General features: G+C 48.0%; 24 protein-coding genes. 21 read left to right on the top strand and 3 right to left on the bottom strand.

What is annotated here, in order from left to right; genetic code table 11:
• Positions 1–9: 9 nt before the first annotated feature.
• The 19 genes from Q7P67_RS06375 (at position 10) to rpsI (ending at position 16,523) form a co-directional block, all read left to right on the top strand.
• Complete coding sequence (locus tag Q7P67_RS06375; protein WP_303851109.1) at positions 10–882, top strand: FliH/SctL family protein; 873 nt, start codon at positions 10–12, stop codon at positions 880–882.
• Positions 851–2,161, top strand: a complete 1,311-nt coding sequence (fliI, locus tag Q7P67_RS06370) for a flagellar protein export ATPase FliI (protein ID WP_303851108.1) — start codon at positions 851–853, stop codon at positions 2,159–2,161. Before Q7P67_RS06375 ends, fliI begins: the two co-directional genes overlap by 32 nt.
• Positions 2,158–2,586, top strand: a complete 429-nt coding sequence (locus tag Q7P67_RS06365; RefSeq protein WP_303851107.1) for a flagellar export protein FliJ — start codon at positions 2,158–2,160, stop codon at positions 2,584–2,586. The genes fliI and Q7P67_RS06365 overlap by 4 nt, the downstream gene beginning before the upstream one ends.
• Positions 2,579–3,064: a MotE family protein gene (locus Q7P67_RS06360; protein WP_303851106.1), complete on the top strand. Its 486-nt coding sequence runs from the start codon at positions 2,579–2,581 to the stop codon at positions 3,062–3,064. Before Q7P67_RS06365 ends, Q7P67_RS06360 begins: the two co-directional genes overlap by 8 nt.
• On the top strand, positions 3,064–3,630 hold the full coding sequence (locus Q7P67_RS06355) for an O-methyltransferase (protein WP_303851105.1): 567 nt from the start codon (positions 3,064–3,066) through the stop codon (positions 3,628–3,630). The genes Q7P67_RS06360 and Q7P67_RS06355 overlap by 1 nt, the downstream gene beginning before the upstream one ends.
• Positions 3,630–4,835, top strand: coding sequence for a U32 family peptidase C-terminal domain-containing protein (locus Q7P67_RS06350; protein ID WP_303851103.1), 1,206 nt, complete (start codon positions 3,630–3,632; stop codon positions 4,833–4,835). The genes Q7P67_RS06355 and Q7P67_RS06350 overlap by 1 nt, the downstream gene beginning before the upstream one ends.
• Positions 4,836–6,794 (top strand): NAD-dependent DNA ligase LigA, encoded by a 1,959-nt coding sequence (gene ligA, locus Q7P67_RS06345; protein ID WP_303851102.1) that lies wholly within the window; start codon positions 4,836–4,838, stop codon positions 6,792–6,794. It begins immediately after the preceding gene.
• Complete coding sequence (locus Q7P67_RS06340; RefSeq protein ID WP_303851101.1) at positions 6,787–7,596, top strand: pyruvate, water dikinase regulatory protein; 810 nt, start codon at positions 6,787–6,789, stop codon at positions 7,594–7,596. The genes ligA and Q7P67_RS06340 overlap by 8 nt, the downstream gene beginning before the upstream one ends.
• A gap of 145 nt (positions 7,597–7,741) precedes the next feature.
• Positions 7,742–9,178 carry an OmpP1/FadL family transporter gene (locus Q7P67_RS06335; protein ID WP_303851100.1) on the top strand — a complete coding sequence of 479 codons (1,437 nt, stop codon included), beginning with the start codon at positions 7,742–7,744 and terminating at the stop codon, positions 9,176–9,178.
• A 105-nt stretch (positions 9,179–9,283) separates the two neighbouring features.
• Positions 9,284–10,123 carry a M15 family metallopeptidase gene (locus tag Q7P67_RS06330; RefSeq protein ID WP_303851099.1) on the top strand — a complete coding sequence of 280 codons (840 nt, stop codon included), beginning with the start codon at positions 9,284–9,286 and terminating at the stop codon, positions 10,121–10,123.
• A complete protein-coding gene (locus tag Q7P67_RS06325; protein ID WP_303851098.1) occupies positions 10,123–11,397 on the top strand; it encodes a YhjD/YihY/BrkB family envelope integrity protein in 1,275 nt (424 codons plus the stop codon). The genes Q7P67_RS06330 and Q7P67_RS06325 overlap by 1 nt, the downstream gene beginning before the upstream one ends.
• Positions 11,398–11,521: 124 nt before the next feature.
• Complete coding sequence (gene ffh / locus Q7P67_RS06320) at positions 11,522–12,874, top strand: signal recognition particle protein (RefSeq protein ID WP_303851097.1); 1,353 nt, start codon at positions 11,522–11,524, stop codon at positions 12,872–12,874.
• 38 nt (positions 12,875–12,912) lie between these two features.
• The gene (gene rpsP, locus Q7P67_RS06315) at positions 12,913–13,176 is read left to right on the top strand and encodes a 30S ribosomal protein S16 (protein ID WP_303851096.1); all 264 of its coding nucleotides are present in this window, start codon (positions 12,913–12,915) and stop codon (positions 13,174–13,176) included.
• A 25-nt stretch (positions 13,177–13,201) separates the two neighbouring features.
• Positions 13,202–13,432, top strand: coding sequence for a KH domain-containing protein (locus tag Q7P67_RS06310; protein ID WP_303851094.1), 231 nt, complete (start codon positions 13,202–13,204; stop codon positions 13,430–13,432).
• Positions 13,433–13,476: 44 nt separating this feature from the next.
• Positions 13,477–13,986: a ribosome maturation factor RimM gene (rimM, locus tag Q7P67_RS06305; RefSeq protein WP_303851093.1), complete on the top strand. Its 510-nt coding sequence runs from the start codon at positions 13,477–13,479 to the stop codon at positions 13,984–13,986.
• Positions 13,973–15,250 (top strand): tRNA (guanosine(37)-N1)-methyltransferase TrmD, encoded by a 1,278-nt coding sequence (gene trmD, locus Q7P67_RS06300; protein ID WP_303851092.1) that lies wholly within the window; start codon positions 13,973–13,975, stop codon positions 15,248–15,250. Before rimM ends, trmD begins: the two co-directional genes overlap by 14 nt.
• A gap of 11 nt (positions 15,251–15,261) precedes the next feature.
• Complete coding sequence (gene rplS / locus Q7P67_RS06295) at positions 15,262–15,621, top strand: 50S ribosomal protein L19 (RefSeq protein ID WP_303851091.1); 360 nt, start codon at positions 15,262–15,264, stop codon at positions 15,619–15,621.
• 72 nt (positions 15,622–15,693) lie between these two features.
• Entirely contained in the window at positions 15,694–16,122 is a 429-nt protein-coding gene (rplM, locus tag Q7P67_RS06290) for a 50S ribosomal protein L13 (RefSeq protein WP_303851089.1), read from the top strand.
• 11 nt (positions 16,123–16,133) lie between these two features.
• Positions 16,134–16,523, top strand: coding sequence for a 30S ribosomal protein S9 (rpsI, locus tag Q7P67_RS06285; protein ID WP_303851088.1), 390 nt, complete (start codon positions 16,134–16,136; stop codon positions 16,521–16,523).
• A gap of 213 nt (positions 16,524–16,736) precedes the next feature.
• On the opposite strand, the gene Q7P67_RS06280 is transcribed toward rpsI, so the two are convergent.
• Positions 16,737–17,093, bottom strand: a complete 357-nt coding sequence (locus Q7P67_RS06280) for a DsrE/DsrF/TusD sulfur relay family protein (RefSeq protein ID WP_303851087.1) — start codon at positions 17,091–17,093, stop codon at positions 16,737–16,739.
• Between the two features lie 76 nt (positions 17,094–17,169).
• Here Q7P67_RS06280 and Q7P67_RS06275 point away from each other — a divergent pair, with 76 nt between their 5' ends.
• Both Q7P67_RS06275 and Q7P67_RS06270 read left to right on the top strand, forming a co-directional pair.
• Positions 17,170–17,490 carry a helix-turn-helix transcriptional regulator gene (locus Q7P67_RS06275; RefSeq protein WP_303851086.1) on the top strand — a complete coding sequence of 107 codons (321 nt, stop codon included), beginning with the start codon at positions 17,170–17,172 and terminating at the stop codon, positions 17,488–17,490.
• An 85-nt stretch (positions 17,491–17,575) separates the two neighbouring features.
• Complete coding sequence (locus Q7P67_RS06270; RefSeq protein WP_303851085.1) at positions 17,576–18,826, top strand: HAMP domain-containing sensor histidine kinase; 1,251 nt, start codon at positions 17,576–17,578, stop codon at positions 18,824–18,826.
• On the opposite strand, the gene Q7P67_RS06265 is transcribed toward Q7P67_RS06270, so the two are convergent.
• Together Q7P67_RS06265 and mnmA are read right to left on the bottom strand one after the other, a co-directional pair.
• Positions 18,810–19,481: an asparagine synthase-related protein gene (locus tag Q7P67_RS06265; protein ID WP_303851084.1), complete on the bottom strand. Its 672-nt coding sequence runs from the start codon at positions 19,479–19,481 to the stop codon at positions 18,810–18,812. The genes Q7P67_RS06270 and Q7P67_RS06265 overlap by 17 nt on opposite strands.
• A complete protein-coding gene (gene mnmA / locus Q7P67_RS06260) occupies positions 19,465–20,505 on the bottom strand; it encodes a tRNA 2-thiouridine(34) synthase MnmA (protein WP_303851083.1) in 1,041 nt (346 codons plus the stop codon). The genes Q7P67_RS06265 and mnmA overlap by 17 nt, the downstream gene beginning before the upstream one ends.
• Positions 20,506–20,515: the final 10 nt, after the last annotated feature.

Raw genomic sequence — 20,515 nt, 5'->3', positions numbered from 1 at the left:
GGGTAGCGTATGTCCAGAATAATCAAAGACCAGAACCTGAACCCGAAAAGACTGCGAAGCTATGACTTCACCGTTTATGAAGAGGTGGAGCGCGGGCAGAAAAATTACGACTATAATAAAATCGGGGAGATGGAATATACCCCCGGCGAGGTCGGACTGACCGTCCGCAGTTTCGATGAAGACGTGGAACTGCACAGGGCTGTTGTCGTTCAGGATGCTGTTGTCCAGTCAAAAAAATTCGTGCCTGAATCATTCGATAATCAACCGAAAGAGATGGTCGTTCATAAAGAACCGGAAGAGGTTGTCGAACCTTTGCCCGAACCGGAACCGGAGAAGCCGGCAATAACCGAGGAACAGCTTGAGGCGGTGCGCCGCGACGCTTATCAGAAAGGCATGACAGACGGACTTGTCCGAGGTCAGGCTGACGGTGAGCAGAAGGCAAGAAAGGCATATGAAGCCCAGCAGGCGGACTATCTGGCAAAATTGCAGGCTACCTATAACGATGTCATCAAGCAGGTCAGCATCTATAAGGACGCCGTGGGTCAGCTCGACGCACAGCTTCCAGACATAGTTTCATCCATGGTTGCGGATATTATAGGTACCGAACGCAAAATAAATGATAAAATAGTCATTTCCGTCACAAAAAGGAGCATTGAAGCGCTCAAAGAGATGGAAAAGGTTATTTTTATGGTAAATCCCGACGATGTGGACGCTATGAACAGCGTTTTTCCCGACTATGAAACCTTGCCCGACAGAAACGTCATTAAGGGCAGTCTGAAAGTTCAAACCAATGTCGGCGAGCTGAACTTCTGCATTGAGCGGATGCTTGCCGAATTTGTGGAAAGGATACATGAAGAATTTAGCGCGCCTGAAGGCAGTTGATCATAAACCGTCCATACAGATAAAGGGTAAGGTTACGAAGATTGTCGGTCTCACTATCGAGGCGGACGGACCTCTTCTTGGTATCGGTACTAGATGCAAGATTGAGGGATACGGCGGCAACGAGATACTTGCTGAAATCGTCGGCTTCAAAGACGACAGGATAGTGCTTATGCCATACGGGGAGAGCGAGGGTATCGCACCCGGAGCGCCCGTCACAAACGAATCTTACGGAAACACGGTGAAAGTGTGCGACGGACTTCTGGGCAGAGTGCTCGACGGTCTGGGCAATCCGCTTGACGGTAAAGGTCCCATAAGGGATTTCGAACTGGTGAACGTCTATAACAGCCCTCCGCAGGCGCTTGAGCGTGAAATAATCAGAGATCCGATCGCAACGGGTATAAAAGCGATAGACAATCTCATTACAGTGGGCATGGGGCAGAGGGTGGGCATCTTCGCCGGTTCCGGCGTAGGTAAATCCGTAACCCTCGGTATGATAGCCAGAAATACCAGCGCCGACGTTAACGTTATCGCCCTTATAGGTGAGCGTGGACGGGAGGTGCGGGAGTTCATAGAGCGAGACCTCGGCGAAGAGGGACTCAAGCGCAGCGTTGTGGTTGTGGCGACATCCGACCAGTCTGCACTTGTGCGTAAACTGGGCGCGTTTGTCGGGACGGCAATAGCTGAATATTTCAGGGACAAGGGACTGAACGTTATGCTTATGATGGACTCTGTCACCCGTTTTGCCATGGCGCAGAGGGAAATAGGGCTTACTGTAGGCGAGCCTCCCACCACGAAAGGTTACACCCCCTCAGTTTTCGGTCTGCTGCCTAAGCTGCTTGAACGTGCAGGTACCCGCAAAGGACCCGGTTCGATAACAGGGCTTTACACCGTTCTGGTGGAGGCGGACGACATGAACGACCCCATAGGCGACACTGTGCGCTCCATCATCGACGGGCACATAGTGCTTTCCCGTGCACTGGCGGGTAAGAACCACTATCCCGCCATAGACGTACTCAACAGCGCAAGCAGGCTTATGAAAGAGATAGTCTCCGAAAATCAGTATGAAAACGCTGGACGTTTCCGGGACCTTCTGGCTACATACAATGAAGCGGAAGACCTTATCAATATCGGCGCATACGTTAAGGGCAGCAACCCGAGAATCGACGAATCGCTGGCGAAAATAAACGACATGAACGGATTTCTTAAACAGAGGATAAACGAATCATTCTCCCTTGAGCAGAGTGCGGAAATGATCAATAAAATAGTCGGCACCGCATGAAAAAACAGTTCAGACTGCAAAAAGTTCTTGAATACAGGGAACGCATTGTAGAGATTGAAAAGGGAAAACTGTCCGCGCTGAATACTAAACTGCTGGAAAACAGAAACGCCATTATGGCGATTCAGAAAGAGATAGATTCGAAAGTTGAGGAGAGCGATTCGGCGCCCGCCGCAATGATGCTTCTTTACGATAAATATATAAAAAAACTGAACGATCAGAAGTCTGTCCTTATCAAAACAAGAAAGCAGCTTGAAACCGCGGTGGAGATCCAGAAGAAAAAAGTTCTGGACTCAATCGAACGTCACAAGGTTATGGAAAAGCTGAAAGAGAAACATATAGAAAATTTCAGGTCGTACCTGAACAAAGAAGAGATGAAGCTGATAGACGAGCTTGCAGTCTCAAGGAGCGGAAGAGGAGATGAATAAACTGTTTGCTGCCGTGCTTTTTGCGGCGCTGTCATTCGCATCGGTACACGCGGAAAATCTGGCGGATCTTCAGGCTATTTCAAAGCAGCTTGATGCCAGAAAAAAAGATCTTGATACGCGTGAAAAAAACATAAGAATTAAAGAGGAGAGGGTTAAGGCGCTTGAAGAAAACCTTATCCAGAAAGAGATAGAGATACGCAAGATGCAGGATGCCGTTACGTCGCGGCTGAAGGAGATAAAGGTTCAGGAGGATAAAAACCTCGACAAACTTGCAAAGGATTACAGCTCCGCAAAAGCGAAAAACGCCGCGCAGGTCATAGTTAAAATGGATCTGGACAAGGCTGTTCAGCTTTTCCAGAGGCTCCCCTCCATGACAGCGGGAAAAATAATTTCAGCTATGGGAACCATCGATGCGGAATATGCGGCGAAGATATCTGAAAGACTTACACCGGACAAGATTCAGGGTGTTCAGAAGTAATGTATCCGTTTCTGCACGAAGAGGCTGTGAAGTTCCAGACACCCTCCGTTGAACCGGACGTGGGCGAGTTTCTGGAAACCTTCACGATGGCACTGAGACCCGCAAAGATACTTGAAATAGGCTGCGGAATCGGCGTTTCAAGCTATTATATGGCAAAAGGATCCGGCGGTGCGGAAATGACCTGCATAGACCGTAATGAAATGCGGCTGGAGCAGGCGCGGCGCATCTGCGAGGAATTTCCCGATACAAAATTCATAAATGCCGACGGGGTTGAATATATGCGTGACTGCAAAGAGAGTTTCGACATGATATTCATAGACTCCATGAAGCGGCAGTACCCGATTGCTTACTATTATGCCGAAAAACTGCTTAACGACGGCGGCTTTATCGTGCTTGACGACATGTTCATGTACGGGCACGTTTTTGATGCCGACTGCGAGATACCCAAGCGCTACGCCGGGGCTACCGTTGCCCTGCGCGAACTCATAGCACATATAAAGAATACGACGGCGTGCAGCGTTCTGCCCCTTACGGGCGGTGTTGTCGTCGCAGCGAAGAGGAAATGATGAAAAAACCGGAACTGCTCGCTCCGGCAGGAAGTTTTGAAAAACTACAGGCGGCTGTTCAGTACGGCGCGGATGCTGTCTATTTCGCCGGAAACGGCTTCGGGCTTCGCGCACGGGCGGGCAACTTTGATACGGAAGAGATGGAGAAAGCTCTCAGGTTTCTCCATTCGAGCGGAAAAAAAGGATACGTAACCGTCAACGCGTATCTGAAAAATAACGAGTTCGACGGTCTGAAAGAATATTTCGGTCGGCTTTCGGAGCTTAAACCGGATTCGGTGATAGTTTCCGACCCCGGCGTGTTCCGCTATGCGAAAAAATACGCGCCGAACATCCCTATACACATAAGTACGCAGGCGAACGTGACCAATCTTTCCGCCGTTGAGTTCTGGCATGAACTGGGAGCGGAACGGGTTATACTCGCGCGGGAACTGTCAGGCGAAGAGATAAAATATATCTGCAAAAACACCTCCTGCGAAGTGGAGGCGTTCGTTCACGGCGCAATGTGCATCTCAATGTCAGGCAGATGTCTCATAAGCAACTATATGACAGGCAGGGATGCCAACGCAGGGGACTGCGCCCAGTCCTGCCGATGGAACTATGCCCTTGTGGAGCAGAACCGCGATGGTCAGTATTATCCCGTTGAAGAGGACGAGCGAGGCACTTATTTCTATAACAGTAAGGACTTGTGCCTTATAGACCGTATAGGCGAACTTGCGGATGCGGGCGTTAAGAGCCTTAAAATAGAGGGGCGCATGAAGAGCGTCATGTACGTTTCCGTTGTGACGGGGGTGTACAGAAAGGCTATCGACAGAGCCGCAGAAGGCGACCACACCGCGGACAAGGAATGGTTTCGTATGCTTCAAAGCGTCAGCCACAGGGAATATACCGAAGCCTTTTATGACGGAGATGCAGACCATAATACCATGAACTACGGCACTTCAAACTATATCCGCGGATGTGAATATCTGGGGCAGGTGCTTGAACCTGTGGAGGGCGGCACGCTTATTGAGGCGAAAGCGAAATTTGCGCCGAATGAGGCAGTCAGCGTCCTCACGCCGGACATGGAGGAGACGGATATTCTTACAGGAAAAATAACCGAACCTAACGGAAGTCCTGTGGAGTTCACCAAACCAGGTATAAAATGTATCCTGAAAGGGCTGACACTCCCCGCAGGAAGCATAATAAGACGATACGAGAAACAATAGATGCGTTACAACGAACTGGTAGACCTTCTGAACCTGTACAGCAGAAAATATTATACAGAGGACAATCCTCTGGTTTCCGATGCGGAATACGACAGGCTGTACAACGAACTTGTGTGCATGGAGACCGAAGACCCGTCAATAATCAAACCAGACTCACCTACACAGCGCGTCGGCGACAGACCCGTCAGTGAACTTGAAAGCGTTACCCATGATGTGAAGATGCTCTCCCTCTCAAACGTTTACAACGAAGAGGAACTTGAACATTTCATAAATTCCGCGGAAAAAGAGGCGGAACGCGAACTGGACTACGTTGTTGAACCCAAGATAGACGGGCTTGCCGTGGTGCTCACATATGAAAACGGCGTGCTTGTCCGTGCCGCCACACGCGGCGACGGCGTGGTGGGCGAGGATGTCACCCATAATGCCAAGACTGTTCTTTCGCTGCCGCTATCAATAGACTATCAGGAAAAACTCACCGTCAGAGGCGAGATATACATGCCTGTGAAGGCTTTCGAAAGGCTCAACCGCCAGCAGGCGGAGAAAGGACTTAAACTGTTCGCAAACCCGCGCAACTGCGCCGCAGGTTCGCTTAAACTGCTGGACAGCAGGATAGCCGCTGCCCGCGGGCTTGATATTTTCGTTTACGGCGTTGACCACGGCGGCAGCAAGAGCCACCACGAAGACCTCGAATTTCTGCGTTCACTGAATTTTCCCGTGAACCCCCTCATAAAGAGATGCACGGACTTCAAAGAGGTCGGAGAGCACGTCGAATACATCGGAAGCGTTCGGACATCACTGGAATACGATATTGACGGTGCAGTTATAAAAGTTGACTCAAAAGAGGCTCAGGACATTCTGGGCGTAACCGTAAAAGCCCCGAAATGGGCTACCGCATATAAATACCCTTCTCAGGAGGCAACCACTAAACTCCTCGACGTTGATTTTCAGGTGGGGCGCACGGGAACAATCACACCCGTTGCTAAACTTGAACCTGTTTTTCTTGCGGGGTCAACTATTTCCAACGCTACTCTTCATAATTATGACGAGGTGGCACGTCTCGGTCTTCTCATCGGCGACAGGGTAGTCATACGCAAGGGCGGGGACGTTATACCCAAGGTTGTGATGGCTGTTACCGACGTGCGCAAAGGGGACGAACGGATAATAGTCTATCCGACTGCCTGCCCCGTCTGCTGCACCCCTCTTGAAAAGGACGAAGAGGACGTGTCCGCAAGATGCCCTAATATCAGCTGTCCGGCGCGGGTGAAGCTGTCCATACTGCATTTCGCATCCCGCAAGGCAATGGATATTCAGGGATTCGGTGAGGCACTGGTGGAGATGCTGGTTGACGGCGGCCATATTCACGATATAGCGGATATATATGAAACTGACTTCGATTTCCTTAAAACACGGGACGGTTTCGGTGAAAAATCCGTTGAGAATCTAAAAAGCGCCATTGAAGAATCCAAAAAACGCCCTTTTGACAAAGTGCTTTTCGGTATAGGGATAAAGCACGTCGGCGAGCGCACGGCACAGGTTCTGGCGGAGCATTTCGGAGATATTGACACGCTCATGCAGGCATCCGTTGAGGAGCTTGTCGCCGTAAACGACGTTGGCGAAGAGACGGCGAAAGCAATTTTTGAAGCATTTCGTACCGAAAGGGTGATATCATTGATAAACAGGCTGAAAAATGCAGGTCTCAGGTTTGTCTATGAAAAGGCGGAGAACGCTTCGGATTTGCTGGGCGGAAAAACCTTCCTCGTAACAGGCACCCTCAGCAGACCGAGGGAATATTTCCATCAGCTTATAAAGGACAACGGCGGTAAGCTGCTTTCCTCCGTTTCAAAGAATCTTGATTATCTTATTGCCGGTGAAAAATCCGGTTCGAAACTGGAAAAGGCACAGAAGCTCGGAATTGCCGTTATAGGCGAAGAACAATTTATGGAGATGCTTAATGTCTGACAAAATCTATATAATATCCGACGGTACAGGACAGAGCGCCGTTAACATCATGAAGGCAGCCCTTCTGCAGTTCAACGAGCCTAACATAAAACTGTCAGTCTATTCCATGGTGCACGAGGAGGTGCAGCTGCGTTCAATTCTCGAACATGCGAAGATAGACAATTCGGTTATCGCCTGCACAATGGTCGGAACGGTAAACAGAAGCATTGTCAGGCAGTTTTGTGAAGAGAACGAACTCCCTTTCATTGATATACTGGGTCCTTCTCTGGACACCCTCGCACAGCATCTCAACAAGACTCCGCTGGAAACGCCGGGTGTTCTGCGGAAAGTGGACGAAAAGTATTTTAAGCGTATCGAGGCTATGGAATTCACACTTACCCACGATGACGGAAAGACACTGCGCGGTATAGCCGAGGCGGATCTGGTTATTCTCGGACTTTCCAGAACGTCCAAGACTCCGACATCGTTTTATCTTGCCCAGCAGGGCTTTAAGGTTATCAACGTTCCCCTCGTTCCCGAAGTGCCCATCAGTGAGGAGATATACAAAATAGACCAGAACCGCATTGTTATCCTTATGATGGAACCGGAAGTTTTGCAGAAGGTGCGCAGTGCGCGTCTCAGACACTACAGAACCACCAGCACTTACAACAATATCAACAAGATATTCGAAGAGGTGGAGTTCTGCTATGAACTGGTGCGCAAAAACCGCAAATGGAACATGGTGAACACCACCAACAAATCCATTGAGGAAACCGCGAGAGAAATTATCCATTCGGTATACGGACGCGACATGGAACTTTAAACATATTTATGTCATAAACTTAACATAGTCATCTTAAATTATTAGCATATTAAGTAATTATTCTGTTTAATTAATCTATAAACTTTGTTGTTGATAAATCCTTTGCGATATAATAGTCTCTTCTGACCGTTATTGTGGAGGATTTATGAAAAAAATTTTATTATTTTCCGCACTGCTTCTTTCATCGGCATTTTCCGCCTTTGCAGGACACGTCGATACATATGGTATCGGCTCCAAGGCTACGTCGATGGGCGGTGCGGTGGTAGCAGGGATCGACGATCCCTTCGCCGTGTATTACAACCCCGCGGCTATGTCAAACATCCAACAGCCAATGCTCTCTGTTGGTACCCACCTTGTGGATCCGCACCTTACCATTAAACAATACAGGGTAAACACATCCGGTGCTCTTGCGGATGATTCATTCGGCGCGGACGGCATCAAAGACGAAGCCGATCTGCTCATCGTGCCCCACATGGGCTATGTTCACCCTATTACCGACAAACTTACTTTCGGCGTTGCTTTCTATGTTCCTTACGGTCTCGACCTGAAATGGAACGCGGATCCGAATGAAAACCCGGCAGCGTACAACACATACCACTCATGGTATATGAGAGAGGTTGTTACACCCTCTCTGTCCTATAAAGTGAACGATAAACTCTCTATCGGAGCAGGCATCTCCATCGGCAAGGCGAAGGCAGGCAACGAAAGAAAAAGATACGTTCCCGAAAAGATGAAGAACTCAACATATATGGCAGGCGTAGCACAGGCGAACGGGGTTCCCTCTGCTCAGGCTCCCGCTGTCGGCGCGGCTCTTGCGGCAGCATACACAGAGCTTGACGGCGCTGACATTGATATGGAATATGAGGACAACTTCAACTGGTCTTATAACCTCGGCGTTCTTTATAAATTCACCGACAAACTTACCGGCGGTATAACCTATCGCAGTTATTCAAACATCGACCTTGAGGGCGATGCGGAAGTAACTCCGGAAATGGCATACTGGAAAAACGAGAATCTGGGCTCCGATACGGCTGTGGATACCCCTGATTCAATTCAGTTCGGGCTTGAATACAAGGTCACTCCCAAGTTCAAAGTTGAGGCGGATATTGTGCGCACATTCTGGAGCCGCATCGGTTCCTACACAGTGTATATGGACGATTATCTGCTCCAGTCAGAGCTTGATCCAACATTTATTCCCGGTGCGAATGAGGAGTATTTCGAAAGGAACTGGAAGGACACATGGCAGTACAGAGTCGGTGCAGAGTATCTGCTTAACGACAAAGTAGCTCTCAGAGCCGGTTACTACTATGACCCTACAGTTGTCCCCGAAGACACCTTCGACGTTCTCTGGCCGGACTCTGACAAACACGTCTTCTCAGGCGGCGTTGGTCTTAATTTCGGAAAAGTTACAGTTGATACCGTTGTTCAGTACATACTGATAAGCGAGGTCACAATAGATTCAGGCTCAAGCCACAACCTTGACGACAGCTATTCCAGACCCGGTCTGCACGATGCGGATGTTTCCGCTGTTGCTGGCGGACATATCTGGAGTTTCGGTGTAACTGCTTCCTATAAGTTCTGATATCACAGGGCGCAGATTGACGCTGCGCCCTTTCCTTTTCTCTTTTCTTTGGCAATCAAATCCAGTATCATACACATAAAAATGAACAACGGAGACTGACCCGCCATGCTGTCAAGAAGGGATTTTTTAAGGATATCCTGCATAGCTGCCGTCTCGGCATCTCCTGCTGCTGCTTTCGGGGAGATTCTGCATAAATTCAACGCGGAACCGGAGGTTAAGGACAGTGTATTTTTCAGTAAAGACTATTTTAATAAAATAAAGGATTTCGACCGCAGTTTTGCCGACGATTTCATGGCGTCGCCGCAGGAATATGCGATGATCCGTTCATGCCATATGAAGATACGGGCGGTGATGAACTACGTCGGTTTCGCCAACTTCAACATACTGAATTATGACGATATGCTGAAGCTGATGGGGCGTATAGCGAAACTTCAGGGGCTTAACGCCCGTGAGCAGAAATACGTTGAGGAGCTTTTCAACCGCGATGCGGCGGTTTACGGATTTTACGGTGAAAAAGTGATGACCTCCCTCACAGACAGCATAGACAGAAACGAAATAGTTAAAATGCCCGGTACAGGACACTTCATATATAAAGAGGCGGTCGCAACCCATAACAAAATAATGAAGGACATGCGCAGCCTTACGCTTACATCCGGCATAAGGGGTATCGTAAAACAGCTTTATCTGTTTCTTAATAAAGCGGTTCAGACGAAAGGCAACCTCTCTATGGCTTCCCGTTCTCTTGCGCCGGTTGGCTATTCATTCCACGGGGTGGGTGATTTTGACGTTGGCATACGCAACTGGGGTGCTGACAATTTTACAGAGCGTTTCGCAACCACAAAAGAGTATGCAAGTCTTATCCACGGGGGATACATGCGTATCCGCTACGATGAAAAAAATCCATATGGCGTGCGATTTGAACCGTGGCATGTGAAAGTGGTCTGATGACGGGAGTTTATTCTGTTATAGAACGGCACGTCCTGTCGTTTTTTCAAAGGCTGACACTCAGCTACAGTTATTTTATCAGTAACGAACTGCGCAATCACGCGGCGGCTGCGGCTTATTATATGCTGCTTTCACTCATCCCTCTGGTGCTGTTTCTGTTTTATATATTTGACACATTCCTTTCTAAGTATCCTAATTTTTCGGAAGAGCTGTTCTATCTGCTTTATACCTTCAATGAAAATATTTCGCCTCAGATGTTTAAAGACCTTGGGATATCAGGCAGTGCAGGAAGCGCGTTAGGGATAGTCGGTCTTCTTAACCTTGTGTGGTCGAGCAGACTGATACTGGTTGCCATTCAGCGCGCGTTTTTCGTCATTTTTCCATCGGAGAATAAACGTAATTTCCTGATGGAGAACGTTATCGCGTTTGTTATACTCCCCGTAGTTTTTGCGCTGGTTCTTCTTCTGTCGGTTTTCAGTGGTCTGAAAGGGCTTATAATAGAGTATCTTACGTTCTTTAATATCACAGGGGTAATGGTTATTCATACCATTTCGGTTGTTTCCAGCGTAGTTGCTGCATTTCTCAGTTTTTTGCTGGTATTCGCCAGTTTTAAATATATACCTGTGAAAAAGCCGGATAACAAAAGCGCTGCAAAGGGTGCGGTTCTGTTTCTTGTGCTTTACGGTGCAGTAAAATTCGCGGCTTTCGGTATGTTTCATCTGTTCAGCGTCAGCACGGCATACGGTATTGTCGGGTCTGTTATCGTAATTCTTGTGTGGGCATATTTCGTTTTTATGATATATCTTTTCTGTGCCCAGTTTGTTTTCGTATGCTACCGCGCGGATATCCTTATACTTAACAAGCTGTTTTCACTGGAAAAACCATCGCCGCTTTTCATGCGGATGAACAGTCATCTCCTTTCGAAGTTCACCAGAACTCTGAAAGAGGGAGAGATACTCTTCAGACAGGGCGATTCCAGCTTTGACGTATATTATATAGAGGACGGCAGTATGCGCATCATCATCGACGGCAGGCAGGTCGGTGTTGTCGGGGCAGGGGAGATATTCGGCGAGATGGCGCATATCACAGGCGAAACAAGAACAGCAACCTTGCAGGCGGACAGCGAAACGCGGGTGCTGGTGCTTTCCCCCTATGAGTTCGACGAGATAATGAAAGACAGCTACGTTTTGTCGCGCCGTATAATGACCGCTCTCTGCGGGAGACTGCGCAAAACCGATGCCGCTTTAAGCAGGCTGAGCACGGGAGAGGAGTAGTGTGCCGGCTCTCAGTCTGTTCAGAAAAGTCAGAAAGTCTTTTCGAAATATTTATTGACAGACCTACCCGTTTCACCTATAAACTTTAGTTCACCCTTATAACGTCCTAGAGGTGCGTTTAAAAATGTTTGCTACTCTGAATGATAAGCTCAACGGCGTATTTAAGAAGCTGAAAAAGCAGGTACGTCTTGATGAAAACAATATAACAGAAGCACTTAAAATGGTGAGGATGGCTCTGCTGGAGGCGGATGTCAACTATAAGGTCGTTAAGAACTTTATAGGAAGCGTTCAGGCAAAGGCTATGGGCGAAGAGGTTTTAAAGAGCCTCACACCCGATCAGGTCTTCATTAAGATAGTGCATGATGAGCTTGTTGAAATTCTCGGCGGAAAGGACTACGACGAGGGCAAGATAAGGCTGAACTCGCAGCCTCCCACCGTTATCATGATGGCGGGTCTCCAGGGTTCCGGTAAAACAACTTCCGCGGGCAAACTCGCGGGTCTGCTGATGAAGCAGAAGAGGAATGTTCTGCTCGTTGCGGGCGATATATACCGTCCCGCTGCGATAGACCAGCTTGAAACTCTGGGTAAACAGCTCAACTGTGACGTTTACTCCGACAGACAGAGCAGAGACGCGGTTAAAATTGCCGCAGACGCTCTTGCATATGCTAAAAAGACCGCGAAAGACGTGGTTATCATAGATACCGCCGGACGACTCCACATTGATGAGGAGCTTATGGCGGAACTTGTCCGCACAAAAGAGGCTGTTACGCCTGACGAAATCCTTTTCGTTGCGGATGCGATGACAGGTCAGGATGCCGTTAACGTTGCCAAGAGCTTTAACGAAAGCCTTGAGGCGACAGGTATAATCCTTACCAAAATGGACGGTGATGCACGAGGCGGAGCTGCGCTTTCTATCAAGGAAGTGACAGGCAAACCCCTCAAATTCATCGGTACAGGCGAAAAAATGACCGAGTTCGAGGCTTTCTATCCCGACAGGATGGCATCCCGTATCCTCGGCATGGGCGATATCGTCACTCTGGTTGAAAGAGCTCAGGAATCCATTGAGGACGGCGATGCCGAAGACATGGCCGAAAAGATGGCTAAACACGGTCTCGACTTTGACGATATGCTCAAACAGTTCAAAATGATAAAGAAAATGGGCTCCCTTGAGAGCATTATGCGCATGATTCCGGGACTTGGCAACGTCTCTATGGGCGATATGGACGAGAAGCAGTTCAAAAAGATTGAGGCTATCATCTTCTCCATGACACGCCATGAACGTAAAAACGCCAAGATACTCAATTCCGGAAGAAGAAAAAGAATAGCAAGAGGCAGCGGAACATCCGTCGCCGATGTTAATAGACTTGTCAATCAGCTCAATCAGATGAACAAGATGATGAAGCAGATGAAAAAGAAACTGGGCGGCTCCAATAAGCTGAACCCTGCCATGATGAGAGATTTTCTCAAAATGAGATGACAATAATAACAGTACAATAATAAGTGAGGTACATTTAAGTGGCTACCAGAATCAGACTTGTAAGACTCGGACGTAAAAAAAGACCCTTCTACAGAATCGTTGTTTGCGATGCACAGGAAAGACGCAACGGTAATTTCATCGAGATCCTCGGCTATTACAACCCTATCCCCGCTGAGGCAGAAGTGAAAATAGACACCGAAAAAGCTCTTGACTGGCTGAAAAAAGGCGCACAGCCTTCCGACACAGTTAAAAATCTGCTGTCCAAACAAGGCGTTATAGCTCAGCTTGCAGCATCTAAATAAGCACTGTTGAATACAGAGGTGAACCATGAAAGAGCTTGTTGAATTTATCGTTAAGTCTCTGGTTGATAAACCCGAGGCTGTGGAGCTTAAAGAGGTTGAGGGTGAGAAATCCGCAGTTCTTGAGCTTCGTGTGGACTCTGCCGACCTCGGCAAAGTTATCGGCAAGCAGGGACGCACGGCAAAGGCTATCAGAACGATAATCAATGCCTCCGGCGTTAAAAACGGAAAGAAAGTCGTTCTGGAAATTCTGGACTGATTTTCCCATTGCAGAGGAGATAAAGATTCCCTGCGGCGTGGTTCATGAAATTTATAAAGATCGGGAAACTTGTTAACACACACGGGCTTGACGGACTTCTGCTGATGCAGGTGACCACGGAAAGCCCGGAAGTTCTGGAAGAGATGCAGTATATGATGCTTTCTAAAGAAGGCAAAGTGAAGGCGTCTCTTGAAGTAGAGTATATGAAGGACTACAAGGGAATGCTCCTTGTGGGCTTCAAAGGGGTGGAGGATATTGAATCCGCCCTGAAATACAAGGGGATGGACGTTGTTCTCCCTGAAGAGATGCTCCCTGAGCTTGAAGGCGAGATTTACTGGCACGAGCTTGAGGGGTGTCGGGTGTTAGACACTGACGGAAATATGGTGGGGACTCTCATCGACTATATGGAGGCGGGCGCCGCAGAGGTGTTCCGTATTCAGGGTGAAAATGGGACTTACCTGATTTCCAACAATAAGGATCACGTTACAGAGATTAACGTGAAAGAGAAAAAACTGGTTATCAACCGAGAGGGGCTTATAAGTGAAAACGTTTAATATCCTTACGATATTTCCGGAGATGTTCACTTCGCCCTTTTCGCAGGGTGTTCTGTCTAAGGCTGCGGACGCCGGCTTCTTTACCTTAAACCCCGTTGACATAAGAAGCTACACCACGGACAAACACAGAATCACCGACGATTACCAGTACGGCGGCGGACAGGGACTTGTTATGAAGCCTGAACCTATCGTGACTGCTGTCAGAGACCTGAAACAAAAGGATGGCGATACCCACGTCATACTCATGGACCCGAGGGGGAAGAAATTCACCCAGAAGGACGCCGAAAGGCTCCGTGAATATGATAGCCTCACATTCATCTGCGGACGCTATGAAGGCGTGGATGAACGGGTTGTCGGTCTTTGCGTTGACGAGTCGCTCTCACTGGGCGATTTTGTTCTGACAGGCGGCGAATTTGCCTCGATGGTTATGATAGATTCCATAGCTAGGCTTCTGCCGGGCGTTTTGGGTGATGAAAACTCGCCTCTGGAGGACTCTCACACCTCCGGAATGCTGGAGTACCCTCATTACACAAGACCCTATGAGTTCGAAGGTCAGTCGGTGCCTGAAATTCTTCTATCCGGGCACCACGCGGAGATTGAAAAATGGAGAAGACAGAAATCCATCGAAATAACCGCGAAGAACAGACCTGACATGCTCAAAAATGCAGATTTAAGTGCCGAGGACAAAAAATATCTTGACACAATCGCATTAAAAAAGAAAATATACGTCGCACTTCTGCACTATCCGATGAAGGACAAGGAGAAGACAAACGTTGCAACGTCCATTACCAACATGGATCTGCACGACATCTCCAGAACATGCACAACGTTTGACGTTAAAAAGTATTTCGTTGTGACACCTCTTCAGGCACAGAGAGAGATAGCCTCGCGGGTTATCGACCACTGGCTGAAAGGATACGGTGCAACATACAATGTCAACCGCAAGGAGGCCTTTGAGCGGACAAAGCTCGCAGAGGGACTTCTTGATGTTATATCAGAAATCGAAAAGCTCGAAGGCGAGCGTCCGGTGGTTATAGCCACCACGGCGCGGGATTCCAGGGCGAACATCGGTTTCGAAGAGACGGCGAGGCTTGCAGAGGAAAAACCATGCCTGATAATTTTCGGCACTGGCTGGGGCTTCACCGAAGACGTTTTCAAAATGTCGGACAGGGTGCTTAAACCCATAAAGGGGGTCGGACCTTTCAACCACCTTTCGGTCAGAAGCGCCGTGGCCATAATACTTGACAGGATACATAGTTTTTAGGAGGCTCATCCATGAAAAATAAACTTATCGCTTCTGTTGAGGCGATGTTTAAAACTGAAAAAGAAATGCCTGCTTTCCGCTCCGGCGATACAGTAAGAGTTTACTTCCGTATCATCGAGGGTAACAAAGAGCGTATACAGGCGTACGAAGGTCTTGTTATCAAGATCCACAGAAACAGCACAAACTCAACTTTTACAGTGAGAAAGATGGTTGGCGACATAGGCGTGGAAAGAACTTTCCCCTATTGCTCACCCCGTATCGACAAGGTTGAACTTATCAGAACAGGTAAAGTCCGTCAGGCAAGACTGTTCTACATGAGAGACCTGCGCGGTAAAGCTGCGAGAATTAAAGAAAGAAGGAAAGGTCTTTAATTTAAAATCTGCTTGACACAACGTCACAGATTAAATAAATTAAAAGGCTCACATTTTTGACGAGGTTTACACATGAAAAGCTATTGGGCAAAACCCGACGAAATAGAAAAAAAATGGTACGTTCTCGACGCTAAAGGCAAGGTTCTCGGACGTATGGCTACTGAGATCGCAATGACCCTTATGGGCAAAAAGAAACCGATCTACACCCCCTCCATCGACACAGGCGACTTTGTTATCGTTATCAACGCTGACAAATTCATCGTCACCGGCGCTAAGATGGACGACAAAATGTACTACAGACACTCCGGCTATCTCGGCGGTCTTAAAGAAAGAACCCTTAAAGAGCAGCTTGAGAAGAAACCCGAAGACGTTATCAGAATGGCTGTTAAAAACATGCTTCCCAAAACAAAAATGGGCAGAGCAATGATCAGCAAACTTAAAATCTACACCGGATCAGAGCATCCTCATGCTGCTCAGAACCCCGAAGTTTTTGAGATATAAGGAGACTATTGATGGCTGACTATACATACGGAACAGGCAGAAGAAAAACATCCTGTGCCAGAGTTTTCATCAAACCCGGCAAAGGTGTTGTCACTATCAACGGCAAAGAGCCTGAGGCTTATTTTGAGAGACCTACTCTCACAATGATCAGCCTCCAGCCCCTTTCAACTATCAGCGCTGAGGGCAAGTTCGACCTTTACATCACTGTTAAGGGCGGCGGCAAAAGCGGACAGGCAGGCGCAGTTCGTCACGGTCTCGCAAGAGCACTTTGCGAATTCGATGCAGCAAACCGTCCCGCACTGAAAAAAGAAGGATTCCTTACCAGAGACTCCAGAGCAGTCGAGCGTAAGAAACCCGGTAAACCGAAGGCGAGAAAGTCTTCTCAGTTCTCCAAACGTTAATGCAACAAGCCCGGCTTCATCGCCGGGCTTTTTTTTTATTGGCTTTTATATGCGGCGCATTACTGCGTCAGCTTCTTTTCGGAACTGCTCACGTACTTTTATGTACGCTCGCAGCCCGCTCAAAAAATCTTCCTTGTAGTGCTTGCATCAAAAAGCCAAGTTTAAAGCAAGCCCTGTCTCTGCAAGGGTGTCAGCCCGAAGCAGTCTCATGCCTCAGAACGTAAGCACCTTCCCGCTGCTGATAACAAGCTCCGCAAGTTCGTTCATTGTGCTTTTAACCTCCGGCGAGAAATAGGGTTCGTTCTTGTGTATGCCGCAGCGAGCCTGACAGGTTCCGCAGACTTTCAGAACAAGACCTTTCTCCATAAGTTCTTTCAGCATGACCACAAGGTCTGTGTCGTAATAGTCCGGCTTAACCGTCTTATCCCTTGCGAGGTCAACGGAATCGTTCATTAAAAATATGCAGACTTTACGCTCTTTCTGTAATAAAGTAGATGCCAGGCGAAGCGCGTTCCATGTTTTGTCGCTTCCGTCATAAGGGGTATTGTTGAGGATAATAAGTAAGTCCATGTTTTACCTCTGTTGCATATTTAGCTAAATTGCTAAATAATGTTAACTTACTATCATAGTTTAGGCAAGGGGAGTTATGAGCGATTCCGTAAAGTTCGCCAGAATTTTCAAGGCGCTGGGAAATAAGACAAGGCTTGCAATAATTCTTAAAATACTTAAAACGCCGTATGTGTGCAGTGCTGATATGTCTCCTGAAAACACCGACATCATCAGTCAGGCAACATGTGTGGGAACCATAGCGTCGGAATTCAACTACAGTCTGCCGACAATATCAAGACATCTCAAAGAGCTGAGGGATTCCGGTCTGATAAGGATGTATAAATCGGGCAACAGGATAATTGTCGAACCGGATATGGACGCTCTGCGCTCAGTCAAAGAATTCATCATTTCATTATAACCTTTCCAGACGGGATTCCGCCGGAATATGCAAATACTAAAAATAAACAGTGCTTTGTTGATGAAATCCAATCATGAGGTATAATATGTCTGGAGGCGAAATGAACTCACCAAGTGAAAAAGCGGAAAGGCTTGTAAAGCGGTTAAAGCGCAGACCCATTCTGCTCATTGGGTTTCTGGCGCTGACAGCCGTAATGGTGAACATCGTCCTCTTCGTCTACATCCAGTACATCGCGGAAGTTCGCTCCGCAAAACATTTCATCGAAGCGCAAGGAAAGATTGTTTCCTCTGATCTTGAAAAATACCTCGCGGAAGACAACGCATTTGGTATTTTTACCCTCATAACGCGCCTCACAGACGCAGTACCCCATCTTGACAACATTGCGGTCTATAACGCCGAAGGTCTTTATATGGCAGACGGCAAAGTGGACAGAGACAGTATTACCCCCGATGCCGATAATATAGTTTTCCGTTTGTCCCTAACCGACAAGGTCGGCACCCGAATAGGTACGATGGAGTTTTTCATCAGCAGGACATCGATAGTTAAAGGAATTGTGACAAACATAAGCGGATTGGTTCTGCTAAACCTGCTTATCATAGTTTCAGGTCTTTTGACGGGACTTTACCTCAGCCAGAGAATGACAAAACCCATCAGTGACTTTTCAAAACTTCACGAGGAAAACAGGCAGAAGCACGAAACGCGCATGGAGAACCTTTCTTTCGGTCTGGCGCAGGAACTCGCCGAGCCGATAGAGGAGATAAACCGTATTGTGGACAGCCTTGAGAGACAGGGTGTGCGCCACGGGGAGATAATGTCTATCCGCGGCGAAACCTTCCGTCTAGGGGAGAGAATAGGTGAGTTCGTTGAATACTCTCTTCCTGTAAGAATAACGACCGCAAACATAACTCTTGCGGAACTGGGCGACGACATAAGGCGTAAGTCCGCCAGATACGTGCAGAAGAATCTTATAACAGCAGTACATTATACCGATGATGTACGCGTCCGCGTGGACAGGGCGAAGATAGGAAAGATAATAACCGTGCTTCTCAGTAATTCACTTGAGGCGGGGGCTAAGAACGCTGTGCTTCATCTTAACGTTGTTAAAAAGGGAATGGAAATCATATATGAGGACGATGGTGCCGGGTTCGGCGAAGCGGATATGGATAAACTCTTTCTGCCTTACTACACAACAAAGGATGACGGTTCAGGTTTGGGGCTTGCGGTATGTGCAGCAATTGCTGAGGCGATGTCTGCGGAGATAACAGCCACGCACGGCGAAGAGGGCGGAGCTAAGTTTCGTATTATGATCCCCTGCGAGGTCAGCGAGTTAGTCTGACAGTATTCACAATATTGCCGAAATCATCCGCAGAAAGTGTCAGAGTTTTTTTAAACTCTATCCTGTTTTCGTCTATTTTGTATCGGATGCCTCTGTATCTGTCGCGCAGGAGGTTTTCAGCCCGCTCGACCCGATCCATTCTTTCGCTGTCGATTGGCAGTGTCAGCCTTGTGGCTTTGCACGATTCATCGTGAAAATCTATCTCAAGGGATTTAACTTTTTCCAGCGTAAAACTTTTGCCGAGTCCCAGGTCGCGCAGCGGCGAAACCACGCCTGTTTCGGCGAGTGCACGGAAACCAGGTCTGCTGGCAGGATCGTCGTCGGTGTTCGTGCCGTCAAATATAACTTCAGTTCCTGCATATTCGGCTATCTTAGACAGTACCGCCCTTTTGCAGTGGTAGCATCTGTCCGGAGTGTTCTCAAAAAATACGGCAGGCATGTCCGCCGGTGCTGTAATGTGCACAACGCCGACCTTTGCGGATATCTCCGCCGCTTTCTCTATTTCATATCCGAAAACATGTCCGCCTGTGCAGGTGAACGCCTTAACGTTCTCCGTACCCATATATTCAGCGGCAAGCATCAGTACAGCAGCGCTGTCCGCTCCCCCGCTGAGGGCGACGTATGCCGTTTTAAACCGTTTAAAATACGCTTCCAATGAATCCGCCGCCTATGACTATATCGTCTTTGTAAATGCACGCCACCTGCCCCGGTGTGGGGGCAAATTCCGGCGTATCGAATAAAATTGTCGCTGTGTTGGAAGGCTGAATCTCCACCATACATCCTGCGGGCGCCATGCGGTAACGCACCTTAACCTCTGCACGGAAGATCCTGTCGTGGTCGGAAGGGTATTCAACGTCGGTGAGCTTAACGCCTCTGCCTGTGACCTCATCTTTGTCCGAAAGCACTATGTCTCCGGTTTTTGGGTCTATTGATTTAACAAACAGCGGTTCATGATATCCTATATCCAGCCCGCGCCTCTGTCCGACTGTATAATAGATAATTCCTTTATGTTCTTTAAGTTTTTTGCCATCTTTAATAAACCAGCCTCTGCGTATCGTCGATGGGTCAATGTGTTTTTCGAGAAAATCACCGTAATCGCTGCCCATGAGGAAGCAGATGTCCTGACTCTCCTTTTTTTCGGCAACGGACAGACCAAGTTCTGCGGCTTTGGCTTTGACATCGGCTTTGGTCATTTCCCCCAGCGGAAATTCAACCACGTCAATCTGGCACTGACGAAGAAGTGAAAGGTAGTATGACTGGTCTTTTGTGTGGTCTGTGCCCTTTGCAATGCGGTAATTTTCGCCGTACATTACTTTTCTGGCGTAATGTCCGGTGACTACCTTTTCCGAGCAGGTGGATTTCATTTCACGGAACAGATAGTTCAGTTTTGCGTTCCTGTTGCACCATGCGCAGGGGTTGGGTGTTTTGCCTAGTTTATATGTTCTTATGAAATAGGATATAACATCTTCTTTAAAGAAGTCGGTGCAGTCGGCGGCATACCAGGGAATTCCAAGCTCCTGTGCGGCTTTTTCGCCGTCAGCAAGCGCCTGTTCCTGCCCTTCAAAAAATTTTATGGTAACTCCCTGAACGTCGTATCCCTGTTCTTTCATGATGTGTGCTGTGAGGGTGCTGTCAACGCCGCCGCTCATGGCGACCAGAACTTTCGTTTTCAAAATCATGCTCCGTTTC

This window comes from Seleniivibrio woodruffii (genome assembly GCF_029267515.1).
Taxonomy (GTDB): domain Bacteria; phylum Chrysiogenota; class Deferribacteres; order Deferribacterales; family Geovibrionaceae; genus Seleniivibrio; species Seleniivibrio woodruffii_A.
Note: the sequence above shows the minus strand (reverse complement) of the source record. Positions and strands in the feature narration are given on the sequence as shown.

Bases quoted from the DNA above. Each gene is read 5' to 3' on its own strand.
- Q7P67_RS06375 (WP_303851109.1), top strand. From the start codon at position 10: ATGTCCAGAATAATCAAAGACCAGAACCTGAACCCGAAAAGACTGCGA.
- fliI (WP_303851108.1), top strand. From the start codon at position 851: ATGAAGAATTTAGCGCGCCTGAAGGCAGTTGATCATAAACCGTCCATA.
- Q7P67_RS06365 (WP_303851107.1), top strand. From the start codon at position 2,158: ATGAAAAAACAGTTCAGACTGCAAAAAGTTCTTGAATACAGGGAACGC.
- Q7P67_RS06360 (WP_303851106.1), top strand. From the start codon at position 2,579: ATGAATAAACTGTTTGCTGCCGTGCTTTTTGCGGCGCTGTCATTCGCA.
- Q7P67_RS06355 (WP_303851105.1), top strand. From the start codon at position 3,064: ATGTATCCGTTTCTGCACGAAGAGGCTGTGAAGTTCCAGACACCCTCC.
- Q7P67_RS06350 (WP_303851103.1), top strand. From the start codon at position 3,630: ATGAAAAAACCGGAACTGCTCGCTCCGGCAGGAAGTTTTGAAAAACTA.
- ligA (WP_303851102.1), top strand. From the start codon at position 4,836: ATGCGTTACAACGAACTGGTAGACCTTCTGAACCTGTACAGCAGAAAA.
- Q7P67_RS06340 (WP_303851101.1), top strand. From the start codon at position 6,787: ATGTCTGACAAAATCTATATAATATCCGACGGTACAGGACAGAGCGCC.
- Q7P67_RS06335 (WP_303851100.1), top strand. From the start codon at position 7,742: ATGAAAAAAATTTTATTATTTTCCGCACTGCTTCTTTCATCGGCATTT.
- Q7P67_RS06330 (WP_303851099.1), top strand. From the start codon at position 9,284: ATGCTGTCAAGAAGGGATTTTTTAAGGATATCCTGCATAGCTGCCGTC.
- Q7P67_RS06325 (WP_303851098.1), top strand. From the start codon at position 10,123: ATGACGGGAGTTTATTCTGTTATAGAACGGCACGTCCTGTCGTTTTTT.
- ffh (WP_303851097.1), top strand. From the start codon at position 11,522: ATGTTTGCTACTCTGAATGATAAGCTCAACGGCGTATTTAAGAAGCTG.
- Q7P67_RS06310 (WP_303851094.1), top strand. From the start codon at position 13,202: ATGAAAGAGCTTGTTGAATTTATCGTTAAGTCTCTGGTTGATAAACCC.
- rimM (WP_303851093.1), top strand. From the start codon at position 13,477: ATGAAATTTATAAAGATCGGGAAACTTGTTAACACACACGGGCTTGAC.
- rplS (WP_303851091.1), top strand. From the start codon at position 15,262: ATGAAAAATAAACTTATCGCTTCTGTTGAGGCGATGTTTAAAACTGAA.
- rplM (WP_303851089.1), top strand. From the start codon at position 15,694: ATGAAAAGCTATTGGGCAAAACCCGACGAAATAGAAAAAAAATGGTAC.
- rpsI (WP_303851088.1), top strand. From the start codon at position 16,134: ATGGCTGACTATACATACGGAACAGGCAGAAGAAAAACATCCTGTGCC.
- Q7P67_RS06280 (WP_303851087.1), bottom strand. From the start codon at position 17,093: ATGGACTTACTTATTATCCTCAACAATACCCCTTATGACGGAAGCGAC.
- Q7P67_RS06275 (WP_303851086.1), top strand. From the start codon at position 17,170: ATGAGCGATTCCGTAAAGTTCGCCAGAATTTTCAAGGCGCTGGGAAAT.
- Q7P67_RS06270 (WP_303851085.1), top strand. From the start codon at position 17,576: ATGTCTGGAGGCGAAATGAACTCACCAAGTGAAAAAGCGGAAAGGCTT.
- mnmA (WP_303851083.1), bottom strand. From the start codon at position 20,505: ATGATTTTGAAAACGAAAGTTCTGGTCGCCATGAGCGGCGGCGTTGAC.